The sequence below is a fragment of the Beijerinckiaceae bacterium genome, from assembly GCA_004564215.1.
Taxonomy (GTDB): Bacteria; Pseudomonadota; Alphaproteobacteria; order Rhizobiales; family Beijerinckiaceae; genus Methylocapsa.
On record CP024846.1, the window covers coordinates 1,414,681 to 1,435,538 of the forward strand.

Below are 20,858 nucleotides of genomic sequence, written 5' to 3' on the forward strand. Positions count from 1 at the left end.
TAACGGAATCACTCATACTTCCGGCCTCCTGTTTCGGCGACGTGGCGGACTGCGCGGGCCTATCCATGTCGCGTGAGTGCGGATCTCAAAATCAGCAATCGGCCACGCCACGCATTTTTCGCTCGGCGCGCTTTCAAAATGCTGGCCCAGGGCAAAGAGCCGCTGCCAAACCAAGGTTGCAGCAGATCAAGCCGACCCCTCTTTATTAGGCATTTATTAAGGTTCGGAATTGTGGCTGATCTTTGCCGCTTTTAGTTGAGATCTAATTACATGATATCGTTAAATAAATTCTAATAAGGGGTTTTCGCCGCGGCCTGTGGCCGCGCCGAGGAGGGCTCCAGCGAAGGGGATCGGTCACAATCATATGCCAATTCTCTATGACATAGACGCTTAGAGGGGCGGGCGATTCGGGTGTCCCGGCGCCATCAATTCAGAGCCGATGGAACTGCCCCCTGGAAAGGAAACCCGCATGCGCGCCTTGCTTTGTCTTGGTTGCTTATTTGCGATCCTCGCTTTCAGCGAAGAAGCAGGCGCAGAGGCCCTTTGGCTCACCCTTCCCGAGACACCGGCTCTGCCAGAGGCGGGGCGCAGCGGCTACGCGCCGGTGAACGGAATTCGAATCTGGTATGCCGAATATGGGAGTGGACCGCCGGTGATCCTTTTGCACGGCGGACTCGCTCACGCGAATTATTGGGGCAATCAGGTGCCCGAACTGGCGAAATCATATCGGGTGGTGGTGATGGACAGCCGCGGTCACGGGCGCAGCACAAGGGATGATCGGCCGTTCACCTATGATTTGATGGCGTCAGACGTCGTAGCCCTGATGGATTTTTTGAACATCGGCAAGGCGGCGATCGTGGGTTGGAGCGATGGGGCCATCGTGGGATTGGACATCGCTATCCATCATCCAGATCGCATCACCAAGCTTTTCGCGTTCGCCGCCAATTCCGACCCGAGTGGCGTGAAGGACATTTCCGCCAGCCCGGTTTTCAACAAATTTATCTCCCGGGCCAAGACGGAGTATGAGCGCCTTTCCCCAACCCCGGACCAATTCGAGGATTTCCGGCGCCAGATTGCGGAGATGTGGGCGACCCAACCGAACTTCACGGTGAAGCAGCTTCGTCGAATTTCCCTGCCGGTGTGGATCGTCGACGGCGATCACGACGAAGCGATCAAGCGTGAGAATACCGAATTCATGGCCGCTGAGATTCCCGATGCGGGATTGCTGCTCCAGCCGGACGTCAGTCACTTCTCGTTCCTGCAGGACCCAAAGCAGTTCAACAGCGACCTGATGCATTTTCTGGATCGCGCATCTCAATAGAAGCGATTTTGAACTGCGGGTTCGACGCCGCAGCCGGTCCCGCCCCGCGCAAGTCAACCAATGCAAACCTTGATCTTGAACCGGCTTGACTGGATAACAGGATCGAAGCATCGAAACCGTCTCGGCGTTTATCTGTTTCGGGGGAATTATTGGAAGCTTCTCTGAAGAAGGGAGCGCTCAGTCTCTTCGATTCGCTCGCGATGGCCATCGCCGGCTCGGCCCCGGCCTATTCGATCACGGCCAGCACGGCCGCCCTGATCGCCGCCGTCGGAGTCGCGGGCCCGGCAGCGCTCTGGGTTGCAGCCCTGCCGATGATTGGCATCACCATCGCGTTCGCCTATTTGAACCGATGGCGATCGGATGCCGGCGCCGCCTATGCCTGGGTTGGCCGCGCGCTGCATCCAGCATTGGGCTTCCTGGCGGGCTGGGCTCTGTTGAGCCTTTCCACGATCTTCATGGTCGCCGCGGCCCTCCCCGCCGGAGAAGCGACACTCGATCTCTTCGCACCTGACCGCACCCATGATGTCGTCTGGGCAACGGGAGTTGGAGTTGCCTGGTTTCTCGGGGTGCTGGCTCTCGTGACTTTAGGCATCGAAGTGAACGCGAAAGCGCAGATTGTTTTAACCCTTCTTGAGGTCTGTGCTCTCGTTGTCATCGGCGCTCTTGCAATCTTTCACTCGCTGTCCATGCCGGTTGCAGTATTTTCGTGGGACTGGTTTTTTCCCTCGACGTTTGGCACGTTTCAATCCTTCTCGGCCGGAATGCTGGTCGCTATTTTCTATTATTTCGGTTGGGACGTCTCCGCCAATCTCGCGGAAGAAACGGCCGGGGCCAAGACGGTTGCAGGGCTCGCGGGCATCCTCGGGGTGATTGTGATTTTCGGCCTTTTTGTCCTGGCGCAGGTGGCAGTTCAAATGACACTCACCCCCGATGAGATCGAGGCGAATGGCGGCAATCTGCTCCCTGCCCTTGGTGCTGCGGTGCTGCCAGCCCCCTGGAACGTCGTCGCCGTCCTGACGGTCCTCGTCAGTGCCGTCGCGACGATCGAGACCCAGCTCCTGCAATGTACAAGGTTGCTGTTCTCGATGGCGCGCGACGGGGTGATCAGCAAAATGATGGGCCAACTTCATCCGCGTTTTCAGACGCCTTGGCTCGCGGGCTTTGCGGTCGCGAGCGCCTCGCTTGTTTTATTCGCGGGCTCCGCCACTGTTCCGTCTGTCGGCAAATTGATGAGCGAACTCATCAATGCGATCGGCGTCCAAGTCGCCTTCTACTATGCCTTGGCAGCGACCGCTTGCGCCTGGCACTTTCGTAACGCGATGCGGACCGATTGGAGGATGTTGGTGTTTGCCGGAATGATCCCTTTAGTGTCGGGCGCGTTCGTTGCCTACGTTGGAATTTATCAGCTTCCCCATCTTGGCTGGCGCGTTTCATTGCTGAGTACGGGCTCCATCCTGATCGGCGTTGTCCCGCTCTGGTACTACCGCCGGCGCTACCGTAGTTCCTTCTATGATACTACTTCCAGCCCATGATCTTAGTTACGACAGCGTTTGAACCTCACGCCGAAAAGCGTTAACTCCTTTGGGTCCAAATCTTCCAAAGTGAAGTTGGCGGGCCGCTCATACGATGCGGTCAATGCAGCCTGCGCATACGTCTTTCCCTGGAGCATATTCGTGAAGATCGCTTCTTTCCATAAGGACGCGGAGCATTCATGAACCTGAACACCATCCTCGAATTGAAAAGACCCGCATCGACGGAAGAGATCGCGCAGTGGCGCAGCGGATATGCCTGGCTCGCGGGCGGAACATGGTTGTTCTCAGAGCCGCAGCTTTCGACCGATACGCTGATCGATCTCGAGCAATTGCACTGGCCCGCGCTGCATGCCTCGGACACCGGGCTCGACATAGCCGCGACCTGTCGTCTCGCGGAATTGTATCATTTCCGTGGTCCGGCCGAATGGTCCTGCACACCGCTTTTCCGCCATTGCTGCAATGCGCTGCTGGCTTCATTCAAGATTTGGAACGCGGCAACGGTGGGAGGAAACATCTGCATGTCCTTGCCGGCCGGCGCAATGATTTCGCTGACCGTGGCGCTGGAGGGACGCTACACCTTGTGGCCGCGCGATGCGCCGCCCCGCGACGTCCAGGCCGCCGACTTCGTTACCGGAAATCATCGCAACATCCTGCAGCCGGGCGAATTGCTGCGGAACATTCATCTTCCTGCCACCGCATTGAAAAAGCGCTTCGCATTCCGCCGGCTGTCGCTCACCCATCTCGGGCGTTCGGCGGCACTGTTGATCGGAACGCAAAGCAAGGACCGCAGCGATTTTCTCCTCACCATCACCGCGGCGACGCCCCGCCCCGTCCAGCTCCGTTTCGCCTACACCCCCGACGCGGCTGAACTCCGCGAGGCGATCGACGCGCGGATCGCCGCCGATTCCTATTTCGACGATGTGCATGGGGCGGCGGCCTACAAACGTCACCTGACCCCTTATTTCGCCGAACAGATTCGTGCCGAACTGGCGCAGGCTGAAGGCGAGGCGGGAGTCTGGATATGAATTGCACCATCAATGGAAAGCTGCATTCCGCCGAGCCGAAACCTGGCCAATGTTTACGGACTTTCTTGCGCGACTGCGGCGTGTTCGGCGTCAAGAAAGGCTGCGACGCGGGCGATTGCGGCGCCTGCACCGTCTGGATGGATGGCACGCCCATACACTCCTGCCTGATGCCCGCGTTTCGTGCCGAGGGGCGCACGATCACAACTATCGAAGGCCTTTCCAAAGGCGGTGCGTTGCATCCGATGCAGCAGGCCTTCCTCGATGCCCAGGCGTTCCAATGCGGCTTCTGCACGGCCGGCATGATCATGACGGCGGCCTCGCTGAATGAAGACCAGCGTGCAGATCTCCCCCACGCGCTCAAGGGCAATCTCTGCCGATGCACAGGGTATCGTGCCATCGACGACGCGATTCATGGAATTGCCTCCGCCGAGGCGGACATCGCCGGCCAGGCTTGTGGCGCCAGCCTGAAAAATCCGTTCTGTGAAACCATCGTCACTGGACGCGCGCATTACACGATGGATGTCGGGATGGAGCACCTGCTTCACCTCAAGGTGCTGCGTTCGCCCCACCCCCATGCGCATATTCTCCGTATCGACCGCGGCAGCGCGTTGCGTGTCCCCGGAGTGGTGGAGATTTTTACCTGGGAGGATGTCCCGCGCCGGCTCTACAGCACCGCGACGCACGAGGACCACCTCGTTGATCCCGACGATACCTATATGCTCGACGACGTCGTCCGGTTTGTCGGTCAGCGGGTCGCAGCCGCGGTGGCAGAAACCGAGGCCGCCGCGGAAGAAGCCTGTCGCCTACTCGACGTTGAATACGAAATCTTGCCTGCCGTCTTCGATCCTGTGACAGCCATGGGAGCTGACGCACCGATCCTTCACGACAAGGGTGGAGCCGCAAAAGGCAACATTTATGTGGATATCCATGGCGAGGTCGGCAACGTGGCCGAAGGGTTTGACGACGCGGACGCCATTCATGAGATGACTTATTCGACCTCCCGCGTTCAGCATGTGCATCTCGAAACACATGGCTCATTGGCGTGGACGGGAGACGACGGCCGGGTGCATGTGCGCACCAGTACGCAGGCGCCCTTTATTGCCCATCAAAAGCTCTGTCATCTGTTTGGACTGCGGCCGCGCGACCTACGTGTCTTTACCGAGCGTGTGGGTGGCGGCTTCGGGGGAAAGCAGGAGATGCTTTCCGAAGACCTCTGCGTTCTTGCCACATTGAAGACCGGGCGCCCGGTGAAATGGGAGTTTACGCGCGAGGAGCAGTTTATCGGCGCGACGACCCGCCACCAGATGACTACACGCGTCAAGCTTGGCGCAAAGCGGGACGGAACGCTGACCGCCATTGAGGTTCATGTTGTCTCCAATACCGGCGCCTATGGAGGGCATGGGGGTGAGACACTCGCGGCCGCCCTCGGCAACCCGCTGACGTCCTACCGCTGCGCCAATAAGAAGGCGGATGGATATACGGTCTACACGAACATGGTTCCGGGCGGCGGTTTTCGCGGCTATGGTTCCTCGCAGACGACATTCGCCATCGAATGCGCGATCGACGATCTTGCACGGCTGCTCGCGATCGATCCGTTCGCAATCCGCCGAAAGAATATGATCCGGCCTGGTGATTGGATCGAGTCGGTCTGGAAGGACCCTTCCGACGTGGATTTTGGCAGCTACGGGCTCGACCAATGCCTCGACCGCGTCCAAATGGAATTGACGGCGGGCGGCAGCTCTCCAAAACCTGACGGCGAGGACTGGACCGAGGGGACCGGCATCGCGCTCGCCATGCTGGAATGCGGCCCGCCGACGGAGCACCGTTCGGGCGCGCGGATGACGCTTCTGCCTGATGGCAGTTTTCACCTTGCCGTCGGTTCCACGGAAATGGGAAATGGATCCGTGACGTCGCACCGCCAGATCGCCGCCTCGATTTTGGGTAGCCGCGCCGACAGCATCGCCATCATCAATGCCGACACGGATCTCACGCCCTATGACTCCGGAACATTCGCCAGCACCGGCACAGTCGTCGCGGGACAGGCGGTGGCATTGGCCGCCGCTGCCTTGCGCGACAATATTCTCGATTATGCCAGCCGACATTTAGGATGGGATCTCGACGCCTGCCGCCTGGAAGACGGCACCGTGCTTTACGAAAACCAACGGATCGCTTTGAGCGAGCTTCATGCGGCGGGGATGCGGGACTCACATCGGTTCGAAGCCAAGCGAAAGGCTTATCTCTCACCCCGCACGGTCGCTTTCAATGTCCACGGCGTCAGGCTCGCCGTTCACCGTGTCACCGGCGAGATTTCTGTCCTCCAAAGCGTGCATGCCGCCGACATCGGCCGGCTGATCAACCCCATGCAGTGCCGAGGCCAGATCGAGGGCGCCATCGCCATGGGCTTCGGCTGGGCGCTCACCGAGAATATGGTCTATGACGACAACGGCGCCATGGTGAATCCGGCGCTCCGCAATTATCGAATTCCAGCCTTCGCCGATGTGCCGCGCACGGAGGTATTTTTCGCCGATACGCACGACCGGATCGGCCCGCTTGGCGCAAAGTCCCAGGGCGAATGCGCGATCAACCCGGTCGCGCCCGCCATCGCGAATGCGGTTGCCAACGCCACCGGTGTCCGGTTCCCGGATTTGCCCCTGACACCTGACCGGATCTTCAGCCGCCTTGGGCCTCGGCCATGAGCGAGCCCGCGGGCGCTCCTGAAGCCAAGGCTTCGCCCCATAGCTGCGCCGTGACGATCGTCACGCAGACGCGGATCCGGCCCGGGCAGGCCGAGCCCTTTGCGCGCTGGCAGGAAAAAATCGGCCAGGTCATCGCGCGATCATCTGGCTTTCTCAAGCAGACGGTCATCCCGCCGAGCCCTCCGGCTCAGACCGATTGGGTGATCCTCCAGCGTTTTGCCAGTGCCGACACGGCGGCGGCGTGGTTGAATTCAGAGAGCAGACTGAGCTTGCTGGAAGAGGCGCTCCCCCTGTTGATGGGCAGCGACGATGTCCACATCGTCACGGACGATGGGCCGGGCGTTTTGCCTTCGCCCGTGTCGGTCGTGATTTCGACCCGGATCAAGCCCGGTCATGAAGAAGCCTATCGGGCCTGGGAGCAGCGAATCGCCGCCGCTCAATCAAAATCGCCGGGCTTCCAGGGCTATAAATTCGAGCCGCCGATCCCGAACGTGCAGAATGATTGGCTGTCGATCCTGCGGTTCGATTCGGAAGCCAACCTCCAAGCCTGGCTGAACTCGCCGGAACGGTTGAAGCTCCTGGAAGAGGCGGACGCCTTCACCGAGGAGTTCCATACGCGGATCGTCCGCACAGGGTTCGATCAATGGTTCCCGGCGGGGACCGTCGATCGCCCAGCACCGCCAGCGTGGAAGCAGAACATGCTGGTTTTGCTGCTGCTCTATCCGGTGGTGTTCCTGTTTGGGGTGTTCGCACAAAATCCATTGCTGATCGAAAAGGCTGGTCTGCCCTTCTGGCTGGCCTTGTTCATCGGCAATATCGTGAGCGTCATATTGCTCAACTGGCTGGTTCCATGGGCCAGCAAACGGTTCGACTGGTGGCTGCGTCCCTCGGGACGAAATTCAAGACTCATCGATCTTGCCGGCACCGGACTCGTGATTGCCCTTTACGCTCTGTGCCTCATCGTGTTTTCGCAATTTCCCTAAATGCTGCTAGCCCACATATCCGGACGGAGGAGCGGAAATGAAACTCTTGAAAAGCCCTTTCCAACTGGCGTTTGTGATCGCGGCAGTCTCCGCGCCGCTGATCGATGCGAGAGGCCAAGTAGGGGGCGGCTGCATTTATGATTCCTATCCCGGCACCTGCACCACTGTGGCGGTCTCCAAGACCAAAGCGTCCATCGGCCAGAAGACCATGGCTGGCGGCCCAGGCTATGAGGGTCTCGACGTCAAATTTTCCTATGCAGGCGAGGCTCCCAGCGACAAGGCTCTGGTGCGGCAAGCCCTTGGGATGCAACACGACCTTCGCCTCGCCAACAGCTGGTATCCAGGCCCGCGCTTTCTGGCAAAATACGAAATCGCCCCGGGCAAAAAGTTCGGGTGCGCGCTCAAGGTCATCAGAACCGGATCCTGCACGCCGACGGTATTTCAGTTTTCGACGATCGATCTCACGGACTATTCCGAGCGCTGATGGCTCAGTCTTTATGTTTTGAAAAATGCGGACGCGGCATTGAGAGAGGCTTGCTTGAGCCGGCGCGCCTCCTCGAGCCGCGTGATTTCGGCATGCAACGCCGCGATACGCTCATCGAGTTCGTGCACCGAAAGATCGTCAAGGCGCTGTCCGACCTCATGCAAAGCCGCGGCCTTCCGCGGCAAAGCGCCAAACAAATCGTCTTTGTCATCAGCCATGGCGCGCTCGCTCCGCTGAGAAAACTTCCGAATTATATCGCCCCGCTTCGAGCCGCGCCATTCGGTTTGCTCAGGCAAGCGGAGGTTGAGGCCCCGGCTCTGCTGGCGGTGAGGACTGCGCAGAAGGCGCGAGCGCGGGCGCCCGACTGGCCTCCAGCATCGACTTCTCAACAAACCAGGCGCGCCAAGGCCAGCGGCCCTCGATCTCGACTTCCATCGACCAGCTCAAGATGGTTCTGATCAGGACGATCATGCCGAGAACGAGCACATTGTCTAGCCCCGGATGCTCGACCGAGACCGTTCGGATGATGTCCCCACCGACCATGAACTCAAGACCGAGGAGGATCGATCGGCCAAGGTTCTTGCGGTAGAGCCGGAACGAAACGCCGGCCTCGTTTCGACGTCCCACATAGAGAATTGTCGCGGCGGCCGCGCCAATGAGGATGACGAGAACTCCGGCCACATCAAGGGCGAGGCCAGCGGCGGTGATAAGGTCGCGGATATACGCCATCCCCATGATTTCTTTCTCCCACGCCGCGCTCAATGCGGAGGCATCCAGATCCAGAGCGGCGGCCGATCGGCGAATCTTACATCTTTCGTGATCGTCGCATCATCGACGTTATCCGGTTTAAGATAGATGAAGTAGCTGTCGTTACGTTGGAATAACGCGTCGCGCGGGGTGCTTTCCGGGCTGATCAGCATGTTGTTGGTAAAGCGGACATGCATATAATGCGGCAGCAGCTGGGTGAATTTATCCACGCGCGCATCCAAAACATAGCGATAGAGCTGCTTGCCGGTAATCTTCAGGACCGAGGCCATCGCCTCTGCGGCCGGCGTCAGCGGCAGTTCCTGCCAATCGGAGCCGACCTGAATGAAGGCCTGTATATTCGGGGCCATCACATAGATCGGCTTGTCGCTTGCGTTCTCGAGATAGATCGTTACCTCGTAGCGCCGCTCGCCCAGGCTGGTCACGGAAGCGATTTCGCTCTTCAAGGTTGACGTCGCCAATTCCTCCAGCGCGTCGAGACGCTCCTTCCGCACCCAGGCCTGGTGGCGTTGGTAACGCGCCAAGCCATAGTTGCCGGCCAGCACCAGCGCAAAAATCAGACCTCCAAAAACCAGCGCTCGTCCTGCGGCAGCCCAAAGAGTTTCGCCGAGTTGAGCGACCGCTCGGGTGGCGTCCTCGGGCCGGGCCGCATCGGCGGCGGGTGCCACCTTCGGGGGACCGAAGCGCCGCTCCGGCCGGGCCGGCGCCATCGCACCTTCAGGCAGATCCGTCGCCGCGAGTACCCCCTGCTTCATCTCGAACATGCGGTCCGCACGCTTGGCCAGCTCGAGATTGTGCGTGACCACGATCATGCCAAAAGCTGCTTCGCGCCGCAGCTCCTCCAACAAAGCAATGATATCGTTTTCGGTATCTTCGTCGAGATCGCTGGTCGGCTCGTCGGCCAGAAGCAGACGCGGCTTGTTGATGAGCGCCCTGGCGATGACCACGCGCCGCTGTTCGCCGCCGGACATTTCGCCGGGGTAAGCCGACATTTTGTCTTGGAGGCCGACCCGCGTCAGCAATTCCTGGGCGCGCCGATAGGCGTCCGGCGCCGGCAGGCTGCGTCCGAGCAAAGCCGGCAAGGCGACATTGTCCACGGCGCGTAGATTGGCAAGAAGGCTGAAAAATTGGAAAATAAATCCGATCTGCCGGCAGCGAAGATCCGCCAAAGCGGCCTCCGGCAAGGACCAGACGTCTTTGCCGTTGAGCAGAACTTGGCCGCCGCTCGGCCGCGTCAATGCTCCGATCATCGCCAGAAGCGTCGATTTGCCGGAGCCCGAGCGGCCGACGATTGCGACGAACTCCCCTTGTTTGAGCGTGAGTTCGGCCTCGCTGACCGCTTCAAATCCGGCGCCGGCGCCGTAGCGCTTGATAAGACCGGACGTCCGCAAGATCATCGAGTGGTCTCGGTCTGGATCATCAGATAAGGCTCCTGCCCCCGCGCGCGCCAGGCGGGAACGAGCGCTCCAAGGACCCCGATGCAAGCGGCAGACATGATCGCGATCACGGCCGCGAGCCAGATCGCCCCGTCGGGCGGCCACGCGAAGGGCACGCCGAGAGAGGCGAAGTAAAAGCCGAGCGAACGGGCGAAGACGAGCACCAGCGAGAAACCAAATCCGAGACCGAGCAGACCGCCGAGGCCGGTGATCAATCCGGCCTCGATGAGGATGATGCTTATGATCTGAGCGGCGCGCGCGCCCAATGCGCGCAAAAGACCGATCTCGCGGTAGCGCTCTTGGACAATGGCCGAAAACAGCAGGGTGACGAGAGACATGAGGGCAAGCAACAGCAGGCCCGCGAAGACTACAATTCCCCGGAAAAGACTGCCGAGGGCCTGCCGGGATGAGGTGAAAACCGGATTGCCCGCAATGATCTTGAGTCCGGGGATCTGGCCGACCGCGAATTTCACCGACGCGGCGGAAGCCCCTGGCGACAGCTGAAGCAAGAATGCAGAAACCTGGCCTGGCTTGAGATCGGGAAGGCAGTCCATCGGTCCCGCCGGACCCGCGTGGTGATGCAGGCTCCCCGACGCATTGAGAGTCTGCGCCGGCGCCGCGGGCTGCGCGGCAGCTGGAAGGCCAGAGGCAGGGGCAAGCTTTTGCCGCGCGAGGATCAAGTTATCGAGGGCCGCAAAGCTGAGAAAATAGGACTCGTCGAAGGGGCCGACGCCGGTCGTTCCAAGGCGAGCTTCAAGAATCATTGAACGGCCGCAAATATTCAAGACTTCACCGGGCTTGCTCTGGACCCGCTCGCCGGCAATGAGGCTCTGGGCAGTCAACTTCTGCCGCGCGCCTTCGGCGAGCCAGGGTTGAATGGTGAAGTCCGCCGTAGGGTCGAAGGCGATCAAATTAATGCCGCGTCCTTCGACCTCGGCGCGCACGATTCTTTGCGGCGCGACCTGTGCGATTCCTGGAATGATTCGTAATTTTTCAGCCAATGCGGCGTCGATTTCCTGGTCCGTTGGCTGCACCGTCAAAAGCGTGCTGGTAATGTTGACCAGCGTGCCGAGAGGCACGACCACGAGATCGGCGCCCATGCGGGAGAAGCTGGTTGCAATGCCGTCCCGCAATGCCCAGCCGGTCACGAAGCCCGCAAAACCGACGCCGACGGCCATCGTAACCGAGAGGGCAAGAAACAGCGTCCGCAAGCGGCGCCTGCCGACATTCTGAGCGGCGAGCCGGAACAACAGAAAAAACGTTCCCGTGCGTGTCGTCATACAGCGCGCCGATCAAATTTCGGGTCAGACCGTCGTGCAGCGGCTGTGGATCAATTCCTGATTATTGCGCGGGACGATCACGCAATCATGGTGGCCCCCGAAGTTCGGCAGATAGCCGACGGGTTCCAGAGTGTCCTGCGTGAAGACGAAAGTGCCTCCTTCCAGCCTTTGAAAGCCGCTGAAAATCTGCAAGACATATTTTCCATCGTAGGTGACATGCATGGTCTGGCAATCGACTCCGACATTCTCGAAGCGCTTGATGGTCGTCCAGGTCGCCGTATCGACGACGACAATGGCGCTCCTAGCCGGTTTTTGGTGCAGCTCCGAGACAAACATTTTGGACCCGTCCATCGAATAGGTGATATGGAACGGGCTCGGCGTCGATCCGACCCAATGCGAGTCCTTGAAATCGGTGATCCGCTTCCATTTCCGCGGGTCCGGATCGACACAGTCGAACACGCCCATGCTGTTTTGGCGGGTATTGTTGGTCATGACGAACCATTTGCCGTTCGGTCCGAACCCGCATTCATGGCCCGACGTCATCACCGTATCCAGTTTGATTTCCCATATGCCGTCGCTGACTTTCGTCACCGGAATATTATCCTTCGGGGTTCCGGCCGGTGAGGAGATGCAGGCGACGGGCTCCATGCTGGTACGGTCGAAGACGACGCCAACGGCGAACATCCGCAGGGTCACAAGCGAGAGCGGATGGATCGGATGGTGCACGCAATTGTCCGAGCCGGTGAGGGTCCGGACGGAATCGCCCGGCAGCTGGCCCGTATAGACGAGATATTCGCCCATCGGCACCATTTCCCAGTCGAGTTTGTTCCCTTTGGTCCCGCGGTAATCGTAAAGGCCTGTTTCCGGCGCCATCACAAGTTTGGTGATCCGAACCCTGCCGCCCTTGAACCAATTGTCTTCGAGCGCACCATCGGTTTCATTTCCGTGCCAATCGAAGCGGAAGGCCGCGATGACTTTGGTTTTCTGCTGTCCCGTCGCCCGCGTGAAAAATGCCACGACATCCTTCTGTCCGTCCGAACAGGAAAACCCCGAAGCATCCGGGAAGATCACGGTGTGGACGCCGACGCCAATGCCGGTCGTCTCGGCGATATTCTCCAACAGGTTCATCTGCTGCCCGTCGAAGCCGACGCGATAGATCTGATTGCCCTGGCCCCAGATCGGATCGAGCATGCCATGCTCCCGGATCTCGCTCGGGATACCATAGATCAGCACGTTCTGGCCGCCCTGGGTCGAGTTCACGAATTCAAAACCTTTGCGCGGGTCGGGGGATGGGAAAGCCGCGAGGTGATGCGCAATCGGACAGCTGTCGCCATAGTTCCAATATTCGATCCAGGCCAGCGTCTTGCCCGTCGAGAGATCCTGTACTTGTGCCCCGCCCCCAAGCTTCGTCGGCGTCAACCAGAGGTAATCTCCGAGCTGATTGAAATGCGGACTCGCCCCTTCGATCTTTGCGGCGGTTTCAGCGGGCGCGTTATCCGAAGACCCCCAAAGGCCGGAGAAAAAGCCGCCCGCCTTGGCAGAACCTCCGCCCAGAATCGTGCCGATGAGTCCACCGGACGCAGCTTGCAATATTTTCCGCCGGTTCACCGGCCCATGCCGGTTAAAAAGTCGAGCGACCGAGGGAGCGGCAATGCTATTTTGAGGGGAAATCTTATTCGCTGACGGGGGTATCGGATCTGAGTCCATCGTTGCCATTCCCTTGATCTTCAAGCCGGTGGGAAATGAATCAGCAGCGCCAGGCAGACGCCAAAGAATTGCTTCGCCGCAGATTCAACAATTGGGGATTGGCTTAGACTAGGCCAGCTCGGTCGAGCCCCGCCAAACCCCGCGCAGGCTTTTGCGCCCGCGCGTCGCACGACCCAGAGATGTCAATCCCTGCTTCATGAACTGGCGTGTCCAAAGGGTCTGAGTCTTAGAAAGACAAACCCTTTAAGGAGAGCGAAAATCGGTTTCCGGCGGAACCCGTTAGCCCTCGCGATTGGGAGTGCCGAGGACATGAACATTCGGCGGCAGCATCACATTGTCGAATTGCTGCGTGAACATCGCCGCGGCGAAGAAAGCGACAGCGCGCAAAGTTTCATTGCCGGTATTGACGAGGTCGTGTCGCACCGGTGTCGGGATGACAAAAACGCTCCCCGGTTTGACCTGGTGGGTCACTCCGCCTTCCATGCGCAGCTCGCCGGTGCCGGCAAGAATATATTGCGTCTCCTCGGTCGCGTCGGTGTGCCAGCCGAGGCGATGGCCAGGCTCGATCTCATAAACGATGGTCGAGGACTGGGTCGTTCCATGTCCTCCGTAAGCGGCAAAAGCGCCGGCCCATTGGACTGTCGGGTCATCCACCCCTCCGACTTTAGCCCGTGGGAGATCGCCGGTCGCAACGACAAAGACTGTATCCAAGAGAGCCTCTCCTCATGAAGATCGCCGCTCCGGGGAAAATTCCTGTCTCGGCGGCCAGCCCATTGCTTACGTGGCAATTGCTGCACGGATGTGATGTTAGCGAGGCACGCAATTGCCGTCAAACTATAGGAGACTTTTATAAATTATCATTTGCCTCGGCGACGCCGACGCCGCCAATCCAAAGCTACACCTGAAGCCAGCCAAGCGCTGGAAGGGCCCTACTCCAGATCGATCGTCTCTTCGACAACATGATTGAGCGGCGCGTTGTCTGCTGTGAGCGTCATGCGTAATTTCAGCTTGTTTCCCTCAACCTTTCCGTCGCGAACGACCCGTTCGATCTCGCGTTGCGAGGTAATGCCGACCACCTTGAGGAATTTGCGCACTGCCATGTTGAAACTCTCTTCGTCCATGCGACCCTCCCATTTTGCCGACAAATGCTCGGTGGACCTGCCAGCACTCAGCTCACGACGCGGTTGAAGCTGCCCTGCCCATGGATATTGAGGTTTTCAATCGTAATTTGGTTCGCCCGTTGATCGGCTCCAACCATAAATGTGACCGCACTTGGCCCATACGCATTCTCACCGACCGGCTGGTAGGTGAACACATCGCGATCGAAGTGACGCAGCGGATAGGGCTGCTGCTTGGGCCCCAGCTTCAGGGTCAGCCCGGCGTCGCGCCCCATGATTTCAATCGGTCCGTAGAGATCATTGTGATAGCCACCAAGATAAGCGGCAGTCGAAAGTGCCGGGGCGATTTGTGCCGGCGGTTTCAGATAATCGACGGCAGTGCCATATTCGGGCGCCATTATCTTCGCGAATTGTTGCCCGAACAATCCAAGCCAGTCCTTCTCGACTTTGCCTGACAGAACGAGGTCGAGAAAGCTTCGGCAAAGGGCCTCCGGCAGGCCGACGGGAGAAGCATTGGTCAGCACCACGATGCCGATTTGTTCGTGGGGAAGCACATTCACACATGTCGCGGCCCCGAGATTGAACGCCCCCGAGTGACTCCAGCGGATACGGCCAGCCTCGTCGTAATTCACGCCCCAGCCAAGTCCGTAGAACGACGAGCGGTCGACCATCGGGTTTTCGGCGGGCGTGCTGACGATTTGCGGGCGGTGGGTCTCATCCAAAGGTGCCGCCTTGACGATTTCACGGCCGTCCACCGTCCCCCTGCCAAGCTGCAAACGCAGCCACAACGCCATATCGCGGGCTGAAGAAGAGACTCCACCCGCCGGCGATTGGGCGTCGGCGTCGCGAATATATTTGGCGACCCAGGTGTCACCTTGCTTGACATGGCCGATGGCACGATTCGAGGCGTTGGAAAAATCGGCAAAGCGTGAACTCGTAGAGTTCATGCCGAGCGGCCGATAAAGCCGGTCCGCACTTAGCTCTTCCCAGGATTTCCCGCTGGCTTTTGCTGCCGCGACCGCAGCCGCGGTCAGGCCGAAATTCGTGTAGGCGTACTGCGAGCGAAAGCTGCTGTCGGGCTTTACAAAGCGCAATCGATGCAGGACCTCGTTTCGGTCATAGCCGATGTCTTCGAGGAAATCGCCGGCATGGTCCGGCAATCCGCTTCGATGACAGAACATATCGCGCAACGTGATCGCTCGTGTCACCCATGCGTCGTGCATCGCAAAGGCCGGATCGTGGCTGACGATCTGATCGTCCCAGGTCACACGCCCGTCACCCGCTAGCGCCGCGACGACCGTGGAGGCGACCGGCTTCGAAAGTGAAGCAAGCTGGAAAATTGTGTCGGAATCGACAGGCTCCGCCGTGCCGGCCCGCCGCACGCCGAAGCCCTTGAGGTAGAGGACGTTGTCCCCGTACGCAACGGCGATCGAAAGGCCCGGCACTTTAGTTCGTTTCAGGGCCTCGCCGGCGAGCTTGTCAAGTTCCGGAAGCGCCTGCTCGACGACCGCCCGTGTTGGCGCCTTGGCCTGAGCAAATGCCATCCGTGGCATAAGCGCAGCCGCGGTCGAAAGGAGCGCGGACCGTCGTGACAATTTCATCGGATGAACAACCTCGCCGCCGCTCCCCAGCGCCCGCAACACCTTGTGAAAATCAGGGAGTTGCCCACGGGTCGACGTCCAATGTCATTGATTAGGCGGCATTTTCTGAAAACTTAACCGGTATTCGCGGCGACTGCAACAAATGGCCCCCTTGCGGCGACCTCCTCGACCATCCATATACCATCCATGTGGATGTTATTGGGGATAGGCGATGGCGGGAACTGTGCACCGGCTGCCGGACAGGGTGGGCGAGTCCGAGAAAATTACGGTCAACGTGGGCTACGTCGACCTTGGCCACATCGACCTGCTGGTGCAAGAGGGTTTCTACTCCAACCGCAGCGACCTCATCCGCACAGCGATTCGCAATCAGCTCGCCATTCACGCGGATGCCGTCAAGCAGTCGATCGTCCGGCACACGCTTGAGCTCGGCCTGCGACGCTACAGCCGCGAGAATTTGGAAGCCGTGAAGGCCACCGGCGACAAACTGCGGATCAATATCGTCGGACTGGCCGTCATCGCCGACGACGTATCGCCTGAGCTTGCGAGCGAAACCATCGAGTCGATCAACGTTCTTGGCGCCCTGCAGGCCAGCCCGGCGGTCAAGGCGGCACTTTTTGACCGCATACGGTGATTGCACCGCGACCCCCTCCTTTGAAGGACATGAGAATGAAGAGCCTCTTCAGCGGTGCCATGCACAAGGCTGCGAAACTTACACAAAATCAAAACGTCATCGAAGCCACGCGCGTGATTCGGCGCGCGCTGTCCGGGGGGCGAGAGAATAGCTCCTGGCCCACCGATACGTCCTCCGAAAAAATCCAGCGGATCGAACCGAAGCAGACTCCGGCCGAGGTGGCCGGTTTTGCCCGAGCTGGCGCCGGCATCGGCGCAGAGGGCGCCGCGAGAGACTTTGGTTTTAACCCCGGGCGTGTCAAGCGGCCGCTGGGAGAGATTTTGGAGCTGCTGCGAACGCCCGACCTTCCCGGATTCGGGCTGCCCTCAAAACCGGCCGTAAAAGCCCGAAGCGCCCCTCCGGTGCCGCCGGACGGGGCAGGGTTTTTGACCCGAACCTTTGCTTGCGAGGCTGGTTCGAGGGACTACAAACTCTACGTTCCAAGCCGGATGAAATCCTCGAAGCGTCCGTTGATCGTGATGCTTCATGGCTGCGCGCAAAATCCCGACGATTTCGCCGCCGGGACCGGCATGAATCTGCTGGCAGAGGAACATGGCTTTATCGTCGCCTATCCCAGGCAACCGACAAGTTCCAATCCGACCGCCTGCTGGAACTGGTTCAACATCAAGGATCAGATGCGCGACATTGGCGAACCGAGCATTCTCGCCGGAATCACGCGCCATATCATGGCGGAGTTCGATATCGATTCAAAAAAAGTGTTCATGGCGGGTCTCTCCGCCGGCGGCGCCATGACGGCGATCATGAGTACCGCCTATCCGGAGCTGTATGCCGCGGCAGGCATTCATTCCGGGCTCGCCTATGGGTCTGCCACGGATCTGCCCTCGGCATTTGCGGCGATGCGTGGCAATCCAGGTCTGGCCGAGAAAACACCCAAAAGGCGGCGGTCAGGAAAGGCCGGTGGCGTTCGCACGATCGTGTTTCATGGCGCATCCGATCAAACGGTGCATCCCGCCAACGCCGATCGAATCGTGGCTGCGGCGCGGGCGGAACTGTCCGATCCTGAACTGGAAATAGAGCAAGGCCAGGCGGGTGGGCGAAAATATACGCGCACCATCATCACCGAGGCGAGCGGCGTCCCGCATGTGGAATATTGGGCCATCCAGGGATTAGGGCACGCCTGGTCGGGAGGTCGCCCGGAAGGCTCCTACACGGATCATCAAGGGCCCGACGCGACGCGCGAAATGCTGCGGTTCTTCCTGAAACGTCCAACGCCGACCCCGAGGTAGGCACCTTGATCCGAGGCAAATGCTTAATCTTTGCCTCGGGCCTTGCGGATGGGGGCCGGCGCACCATATAAGGTAAGGCAATGTCGATGCCTTCGGGCTCTGTTGCCGGATACGGTCGCGATACGAAGTGGTAACGCCGGATGTACGCGTACTACTTGGTTCGTGGCCGTTGTTTTTTGGTTTCAGCCTTACCTCTGCCGCCCGTGCAGTGGCGTTGTTTTCCAGGCTGAACTTTTTCGCGGATTGTCGGGGCAAGACCGCAACAGGCTCGCATGCCGACCACCCCTTATAAAATTCCGTTGCCAACTCCTCCGACCGGAAAAACCAATGGCTCAACATTTGTATGCAATCGGCCAGCACGTGAATTTCGATGGACAGATCGGGTCACAGATGAAACCGGCCGGTACTTTCATTGTCACCAAGCTTCTGCCGCCGCTCGGCGTCGAATTTCAGTACCGAATCAAAAGCGAACGCGAGGCCTACGAGCGCGTGGCGATCGAACCGCAGCTGCGGGCCCTGAAACCGAAGGACCCCGCAGACAATCAATTGCCGCGCAATGCCTCCGAAGCGGAGCGCGTTTTCGCCGGCGCCTGACGACGCGAAGTCAGCAAGACGATGCCTAACCGCGCCTGCCTGTCACTCTGGCATGATCTCCGGCTTGTTGTTGGGGAACTTTGCGATGACCGCTTCATCCACGTTAAAGTGTTGGGCGACCAATGCCGGCGGCGTATGAGTGATCCAGTCCGATAAGGACACATCCGCGAAATAGGAACTTCTGAACACTTCGAGGAATTGCAGGTCGGTATCGCCGACATTCTTTATATAATGTCCGTTGCTGCGCTTCACATAGCCGATGTCGCCGGGGTTGAAATCCATTGTGACCGCTCTGGGCCCGGAATCGAACACGGTCATGCGTCCTTTTCCCTTGATCCAATATTGCCATTCATCGGCATTGGGATGCCAATGCATCTCTCGAAGTCCCCCCGGATGGATCGTGACAAGCGCCGCCGCGATTGTCTTCGACACGGTGAAATTGCTGCTGTCGGCAATCCGGACTTCGCCGCCCTTCGTCTGCCGCGTGGGCGCGCTTGAGCCCAGGGAAAATGTGAATGGATGCGGCGGAAACCCCATCGGTCCCTTGACCGCCGCCTGGTCGGCCGAGAGAGCTCCTGGCAGCTTGCCTTGGAAGATATAGAGCTGGTGAAGGGGAATTTTCGCGAAGGTGTCGATCGGGACGCCGAAATTCTCGGCCAATATCTCCGGCGGCGTGTGCGCCATCCAATCGGTAACCAAGAGAGTATTGTATTCCGTGGCTTTGCCATCGTCGAAGCACAGGATGAACTCACACCCGTCCGGCCCGAGCCCTTGCAGCGAATGCGGCAGGCCCGCCGGAAAATACCAAAGATCGCCCTCTTTCACATCGGCGACGGAGGCCCGGCCCATTTCGTCGAGAATCGTGACCCGGCAGTTGCCGTAGGACATGAAGCCCCACTCGGCCGCAAGGTGCCAGTGCATTTCCCTGATGCCCCCGGCGGTGAGCCGCATGTCGACGCCGGAGATGGTGTCCGCGATGGCGAAGTCGGCTTGTGTCACCTGACGCGCCCACCCTCCATCCTGGACACGTTTCGGTGCATTGTTGAACGAGGCCCAGAACATCGGCATGTCGCTGACATCGGTCGGCGGCGGGAATTGCGCCGACGGAAACTGGCTGCCCAGCACCTTGTTCTGCGGACCTGGATCGGTGAGACTGGCTGGGTTACCCGTGGTGTTGATGGCTCCCTGCGGCGGCTCATCCGGATTTCCGTAGGTGGCGGAACGCGCCTTCGTCGCGGCCGTAACCATTGCGCCCGCGGCTGTCGCCGACAAAATTTTTCGCCTCGAAATCTTGGACATCGCATAGCCTCCGACGTTGCTCATACTTGGTATTGGATGACCCGCTGAGACGCAAGCCAGCAACGAGCGACAATTCTAGCCTGGCCTGCGTCGTAGCATTGGGGTTATGGTTGCGCTCGCAAACACCTTCGTGACAGCAACTCGATACCCGCGTGGAAAAGCCATGTCCGATCCGGAAATCGATTCCATCCGAGAGATTCTGGCCGCGCGGCCGCGGCCGGCCGGGCTTGCAGAACGTCGCCAGCGCCTTGATGCGCTCGGCAAAAATTACGCCACCTCGGTCGAGGTTCACCTACAGCGAATCCATGCGAACGGGGTCGAGGCGGAGTGGTCCATATCGTCGGGCGCGGACCCCGCGCGCGCCATCCTGTTTTTGCATGGCGGTGGTTACATCTCTGGATCGATCGAGAGTCACAGGCCATTGGCGACCGAGATCGGGCGGGCCGCTGGCGCCCCCACACTCTCGCTTGGGTATCGGCTCGCGCCGGAACATCGTTTTCCGGACGCGGTGGAAGATGTAATTTCCGGCTATCGATTTCTGCTCGATCGCGGCATTGCCTCCGATCGCATTGCGATTGCCGGCGACAGTGCCGGCGGCGGTCTGGTGATCGCCTTGATGATTGCCGCCCGCGACAGTGGACTGCCGCTGCCGGGTTGCGGCTGGTGTATTTCCCCTTGGGTCGATCTGGAATGCACGGGCTCGACAATGTCGACAAAGGCCGCTGTCGATCCGCTCATTCAAAAGCCCTATCTCATCGAACTGGCAAACGACTATCTCGGCGGAGCTTCGCCGCGCGAGGAACTGGCCTCGCCGCTGTTTGCCGACCTCAAAGGGCTGCCGCCCGTGTTGATCCAAGTCGGTTCGGCCGAAACGCTCCTCGATGATTCGGTCCGGCTTGCCGGCGCGTTGGGAGCTGCCGACGTTGCCGTCACATTGGAAATCTGGCCCGACATGATCCACGCCTTTCCGCTGTTCCATCAGGTGGTCGGGGCCGGACGCCGGGCGATCGAGCAGGCAGGCCAATTTATGAAACTGCAGGATTTGGCCGGCCGCCCGATCTGAAGGCGGGCAACTTGGACGCGGTTGGCCAGAACCTTGG

At 59.8% G+C, this 20,858-nt stretch carries 19 protein-coding genes; 10 read left to right on the top strand and 9 right to left on the bottom strand.

Annotation, left to right across the window (positions count from 1 at the left end):
* Window positions 1-469: 469 nt before the first annotated feature.
* The 6 genes from CU048_06650 to CU048_06675 all read left to right on the top strand — a co-directional run bounded on the left by CU048_06650 (window position 470) and on the right by CU048_06675 (window position 8,041).
* Window positions 470-1,321 (top strand): alpha/beta hydrolase, encoded by an 852-nt coding sequence (locus CU048_06650; GenBank protein ID QBR72719.1) that lies wholly within the window; start codon window positions 470-472, stop codon window positions 1,319-1,321.
* A gap of 149 nt (window positions 1,322-1,470) precedes the next feature.
* Entirely contained in the window at window positions 1,471-2,853 is a 1,383-nt protein-coding gene (locus CU048_06655) for an amino acid permease (GenBank protein QBR71012.1), read from the top strand.
* Between the two features lie 179 nt (window positions 2,854-3,032).
* Window positions 3,033-3,878: an FAD-binding molybdopterin dehydrogenase gene (locus tag CU048_06660; GenBank protein QBR71013.1), complete on the top strand. Its 846-nt coding sequence runs from the start codon at window positions 3,033-3,035 to the stop codon at window positions 3,876-3,878.
* Complete coding sequence (locus CU048_06665) at window positions 3,875-6,574, top strand: aldehyde oxidase (GenBank protein QBR71014.1); 2,700 nt, start codon at window positions 3,875-3,877, stop codon at window positions 6,572-6,574. Before CU048_06660 ends, CU048_06665 begins: the two co-directional genes overlap by 4 nt.
* Window positions 6,571-7,557 (top strand): antibiotic biosynthesis monooxygenase, encoded by a 987-nt coding sequence (locus CU048_06670; protein ID QBR71015.1) that lies wholly within the window; start codon window positions 6,571-6,573, stop codon window positions 7,555-7,557. Before CU048_06665 ends, CU048_06670 begins: the two co-directional genes overlap by 4 nt.
* Window positions 7,558-7,594: 37 nt before the next feature.
* Window positions 7,595-8,041, top strand: a complete 447-nt coding sequence (locus CU048_06675; GenBank protein ID QBR71016.1) for a hypothetical protein — start codon at window positions 7,595-7,597, stop codon at window positions 8,039-8,041.
* 11 nt (window positions 8,042-8,052) lie between these two features.
* Here CU048_06675 and CU048_06680 read toward each other — a convergent pair whose 3' ends face one another.
* The 8 genes from CU048_06680 to CU048_06715 all read right to left on the bottom strand — a co-directional run bounded on the left by CU048_06680 (window position 8,053) and on the right by CU048_06715 (window position 15,948).
* Window positions 8,053-8,259 carry a DUF1192 domain-containing protein gene (locus tag CU048_06680; protein QBR71017.1) on the bottom strand — a complete coding sequence of 69 codons (207 nt, stop codon included), beginning with the start codon at window positions 8,257-8,259 and terminating at the stop codon, window positions 8,053-8,055.
* 70 nt (window positions 8,260-8,329) lie between these two features.
* Window positions 8,330-8,776 (bottom strand): hypothetical protein, encoded by a 447-nt coding sequence (locus tag CU048_06685; protein QBR71018.1) that lies wholly within the window; start codon window positions 8,774-8,776, stop codon window positions 8,330-8,332.
* Between the two features lie 23 nt (window positions 8,777-8,799).
* Window positions 8,800-10,203 (bottom strand): ABC transporter ATP-binding protein, encoded by a 1,404-nt coding sequence (locus CU048_06690; GenBank protein ID QBR71019.1) that lies wholly within the window; start codon window positions 10,201-10,203, stop codon window positions 8,800-8,802.
* Window positions 10,200-11,522 carry an ABC transporter permease gene (locus CU048_06695; GenBank protein ID QBR71020.1) on the bottom strand — a complete coding sequence of 441 codons (1,323 nt, stop codon included), beginning with the start codon at window positions 11,520-11,522 and terminating at the stop codon, window positions 10,200-10,202. Before CU048_06695 ends, CU048_06690 begins: the two co-directional genes overlap by 4 nt.
* A 24-nt stretch (window positions 11,523-11,546) precedes the next feature.
* Window positions 11,547-13,115 carry a hypothetical protein gene (locus CU048_06700; protein QBR72720.1) on the bottom strand — a complete coding sequence of 523 codons (1,569 nt, stop codon included), beginning with the start codon at window positions 13,113-13,115 and terminating at the stop codon, window positions 11,547-11,549.
* A 393-nt stretch (window positions 13,116-13,508) separates the two neighbouring features.
* Window positions 13,509-13,940 (bottom strand): cupin domain-containing protein, encoded by a 432-nt coding sequence (locus CU048_06705; protein QBR71021.1) that lies wholly within the window; start codon window positions 13,938-13,940, stop codon window positions 13,509-13,511.
* Window positions 13,941-14,158: 218 nt separating this feature from the next.
* The gene (locus tag CU048_06710) at window positions 14,159-14,350 is read right to left on the bottom strand and encodes a hypothetical protein (GenBank protein ID QBR71022.1); all 192 of its coding nucleotides are present in this window, start codon (window positions 14,348-14,350) and stop codon (window positions 14,159-14,161) included.
* 47 nt (window positions 14,351-14,397) lie between these two features.
* Window positions 14,398-15,948, bottom strand: a complete 1,551-nt coding sequence (locus tag CU048_06715) for a serine hydrolase (protein QBR72721.1) — start codon at window positions 15,946-15,948, stop codon at window positions 14,398-14,400.
* Window positions 15,949-16,159: 211 nt separating this feature from the next.
* On the opposite strand from CU048_06715, the gene CU048_06720 reads away from it, so the two are divergent.
* The 3 genes from CU048_06720 to CU048_06730 all read left to right on the top strand — a co-directional run bounded on the left by CU048_06720 (window position 16,160) and on the right by CU048_06730 (window position 18,459).
* Window positions 16,160-16,579, top strand: a complete 420-nt coding sequence (locus CU048_06720) for a CopG family transcriptional regulator (protein QBR71023.1) — start codon at window positions 16,160-16,162, stop codon at window positions 16,577-16,579.
* Window positions 16,580-16,614: 35 nt separating this feature from the next.
* On the top strand, window positions 16,615-17,865 hold the full coding sequence (locus CU048_06725) for an esterase (GenBank protein ID QBR71024.1): 1,251 nt from the start codon (window positions 16,615-16,617) through the stop codon (window positions 17,863-17,865).
* A gap of 327 nt (window positions 17,866-18,192) precedes the next feature.
* Window positions 18,193-18,459 (top strand): hypothetical protein, encoded by a 267-nt coding sequence (locus CU048_06730; GenBank protein ID QBR71025.1) that lies wholly within the window; start codon window positions 18,193-18,195, stop codon window positions 18,457-18,459.
* A gap of 42 nt (window positions 18,460-18,501) precedes the next feature.
* On the opposite strand, the gene CU048_06735 is transcribed toward CU048_06730, so the two are convergent.
* Complete coding sequence (locus tag CU048_06735) at window positions 18,502-19,758, bottom strand: cupin (GenBank protein QBR72722.1); 1,257 nt, start codon at window positions 19,756-19,758, stop codon at window positions 18,502-18,504.
* A gap of 163 nt (window positions 19,759-19,921) precedes the next feature.
* Between CU048_06735 and CU048_06740 the strand changes: the two genes are divergently transcribed.
* Window positions 19,922-20,821: an alpha/beta hydrolase gene (locus CU048_06740; protein QBR72723.1), complete on the top strand. Its 900-nt coding sequence runs from the start codon at window positions 19,922-19,924 to the stop codon at window positions 20,819-20,821.
* The last annotated feature ends 37 nt before the right edge of the window (window positions 20,822-20,858 follow it).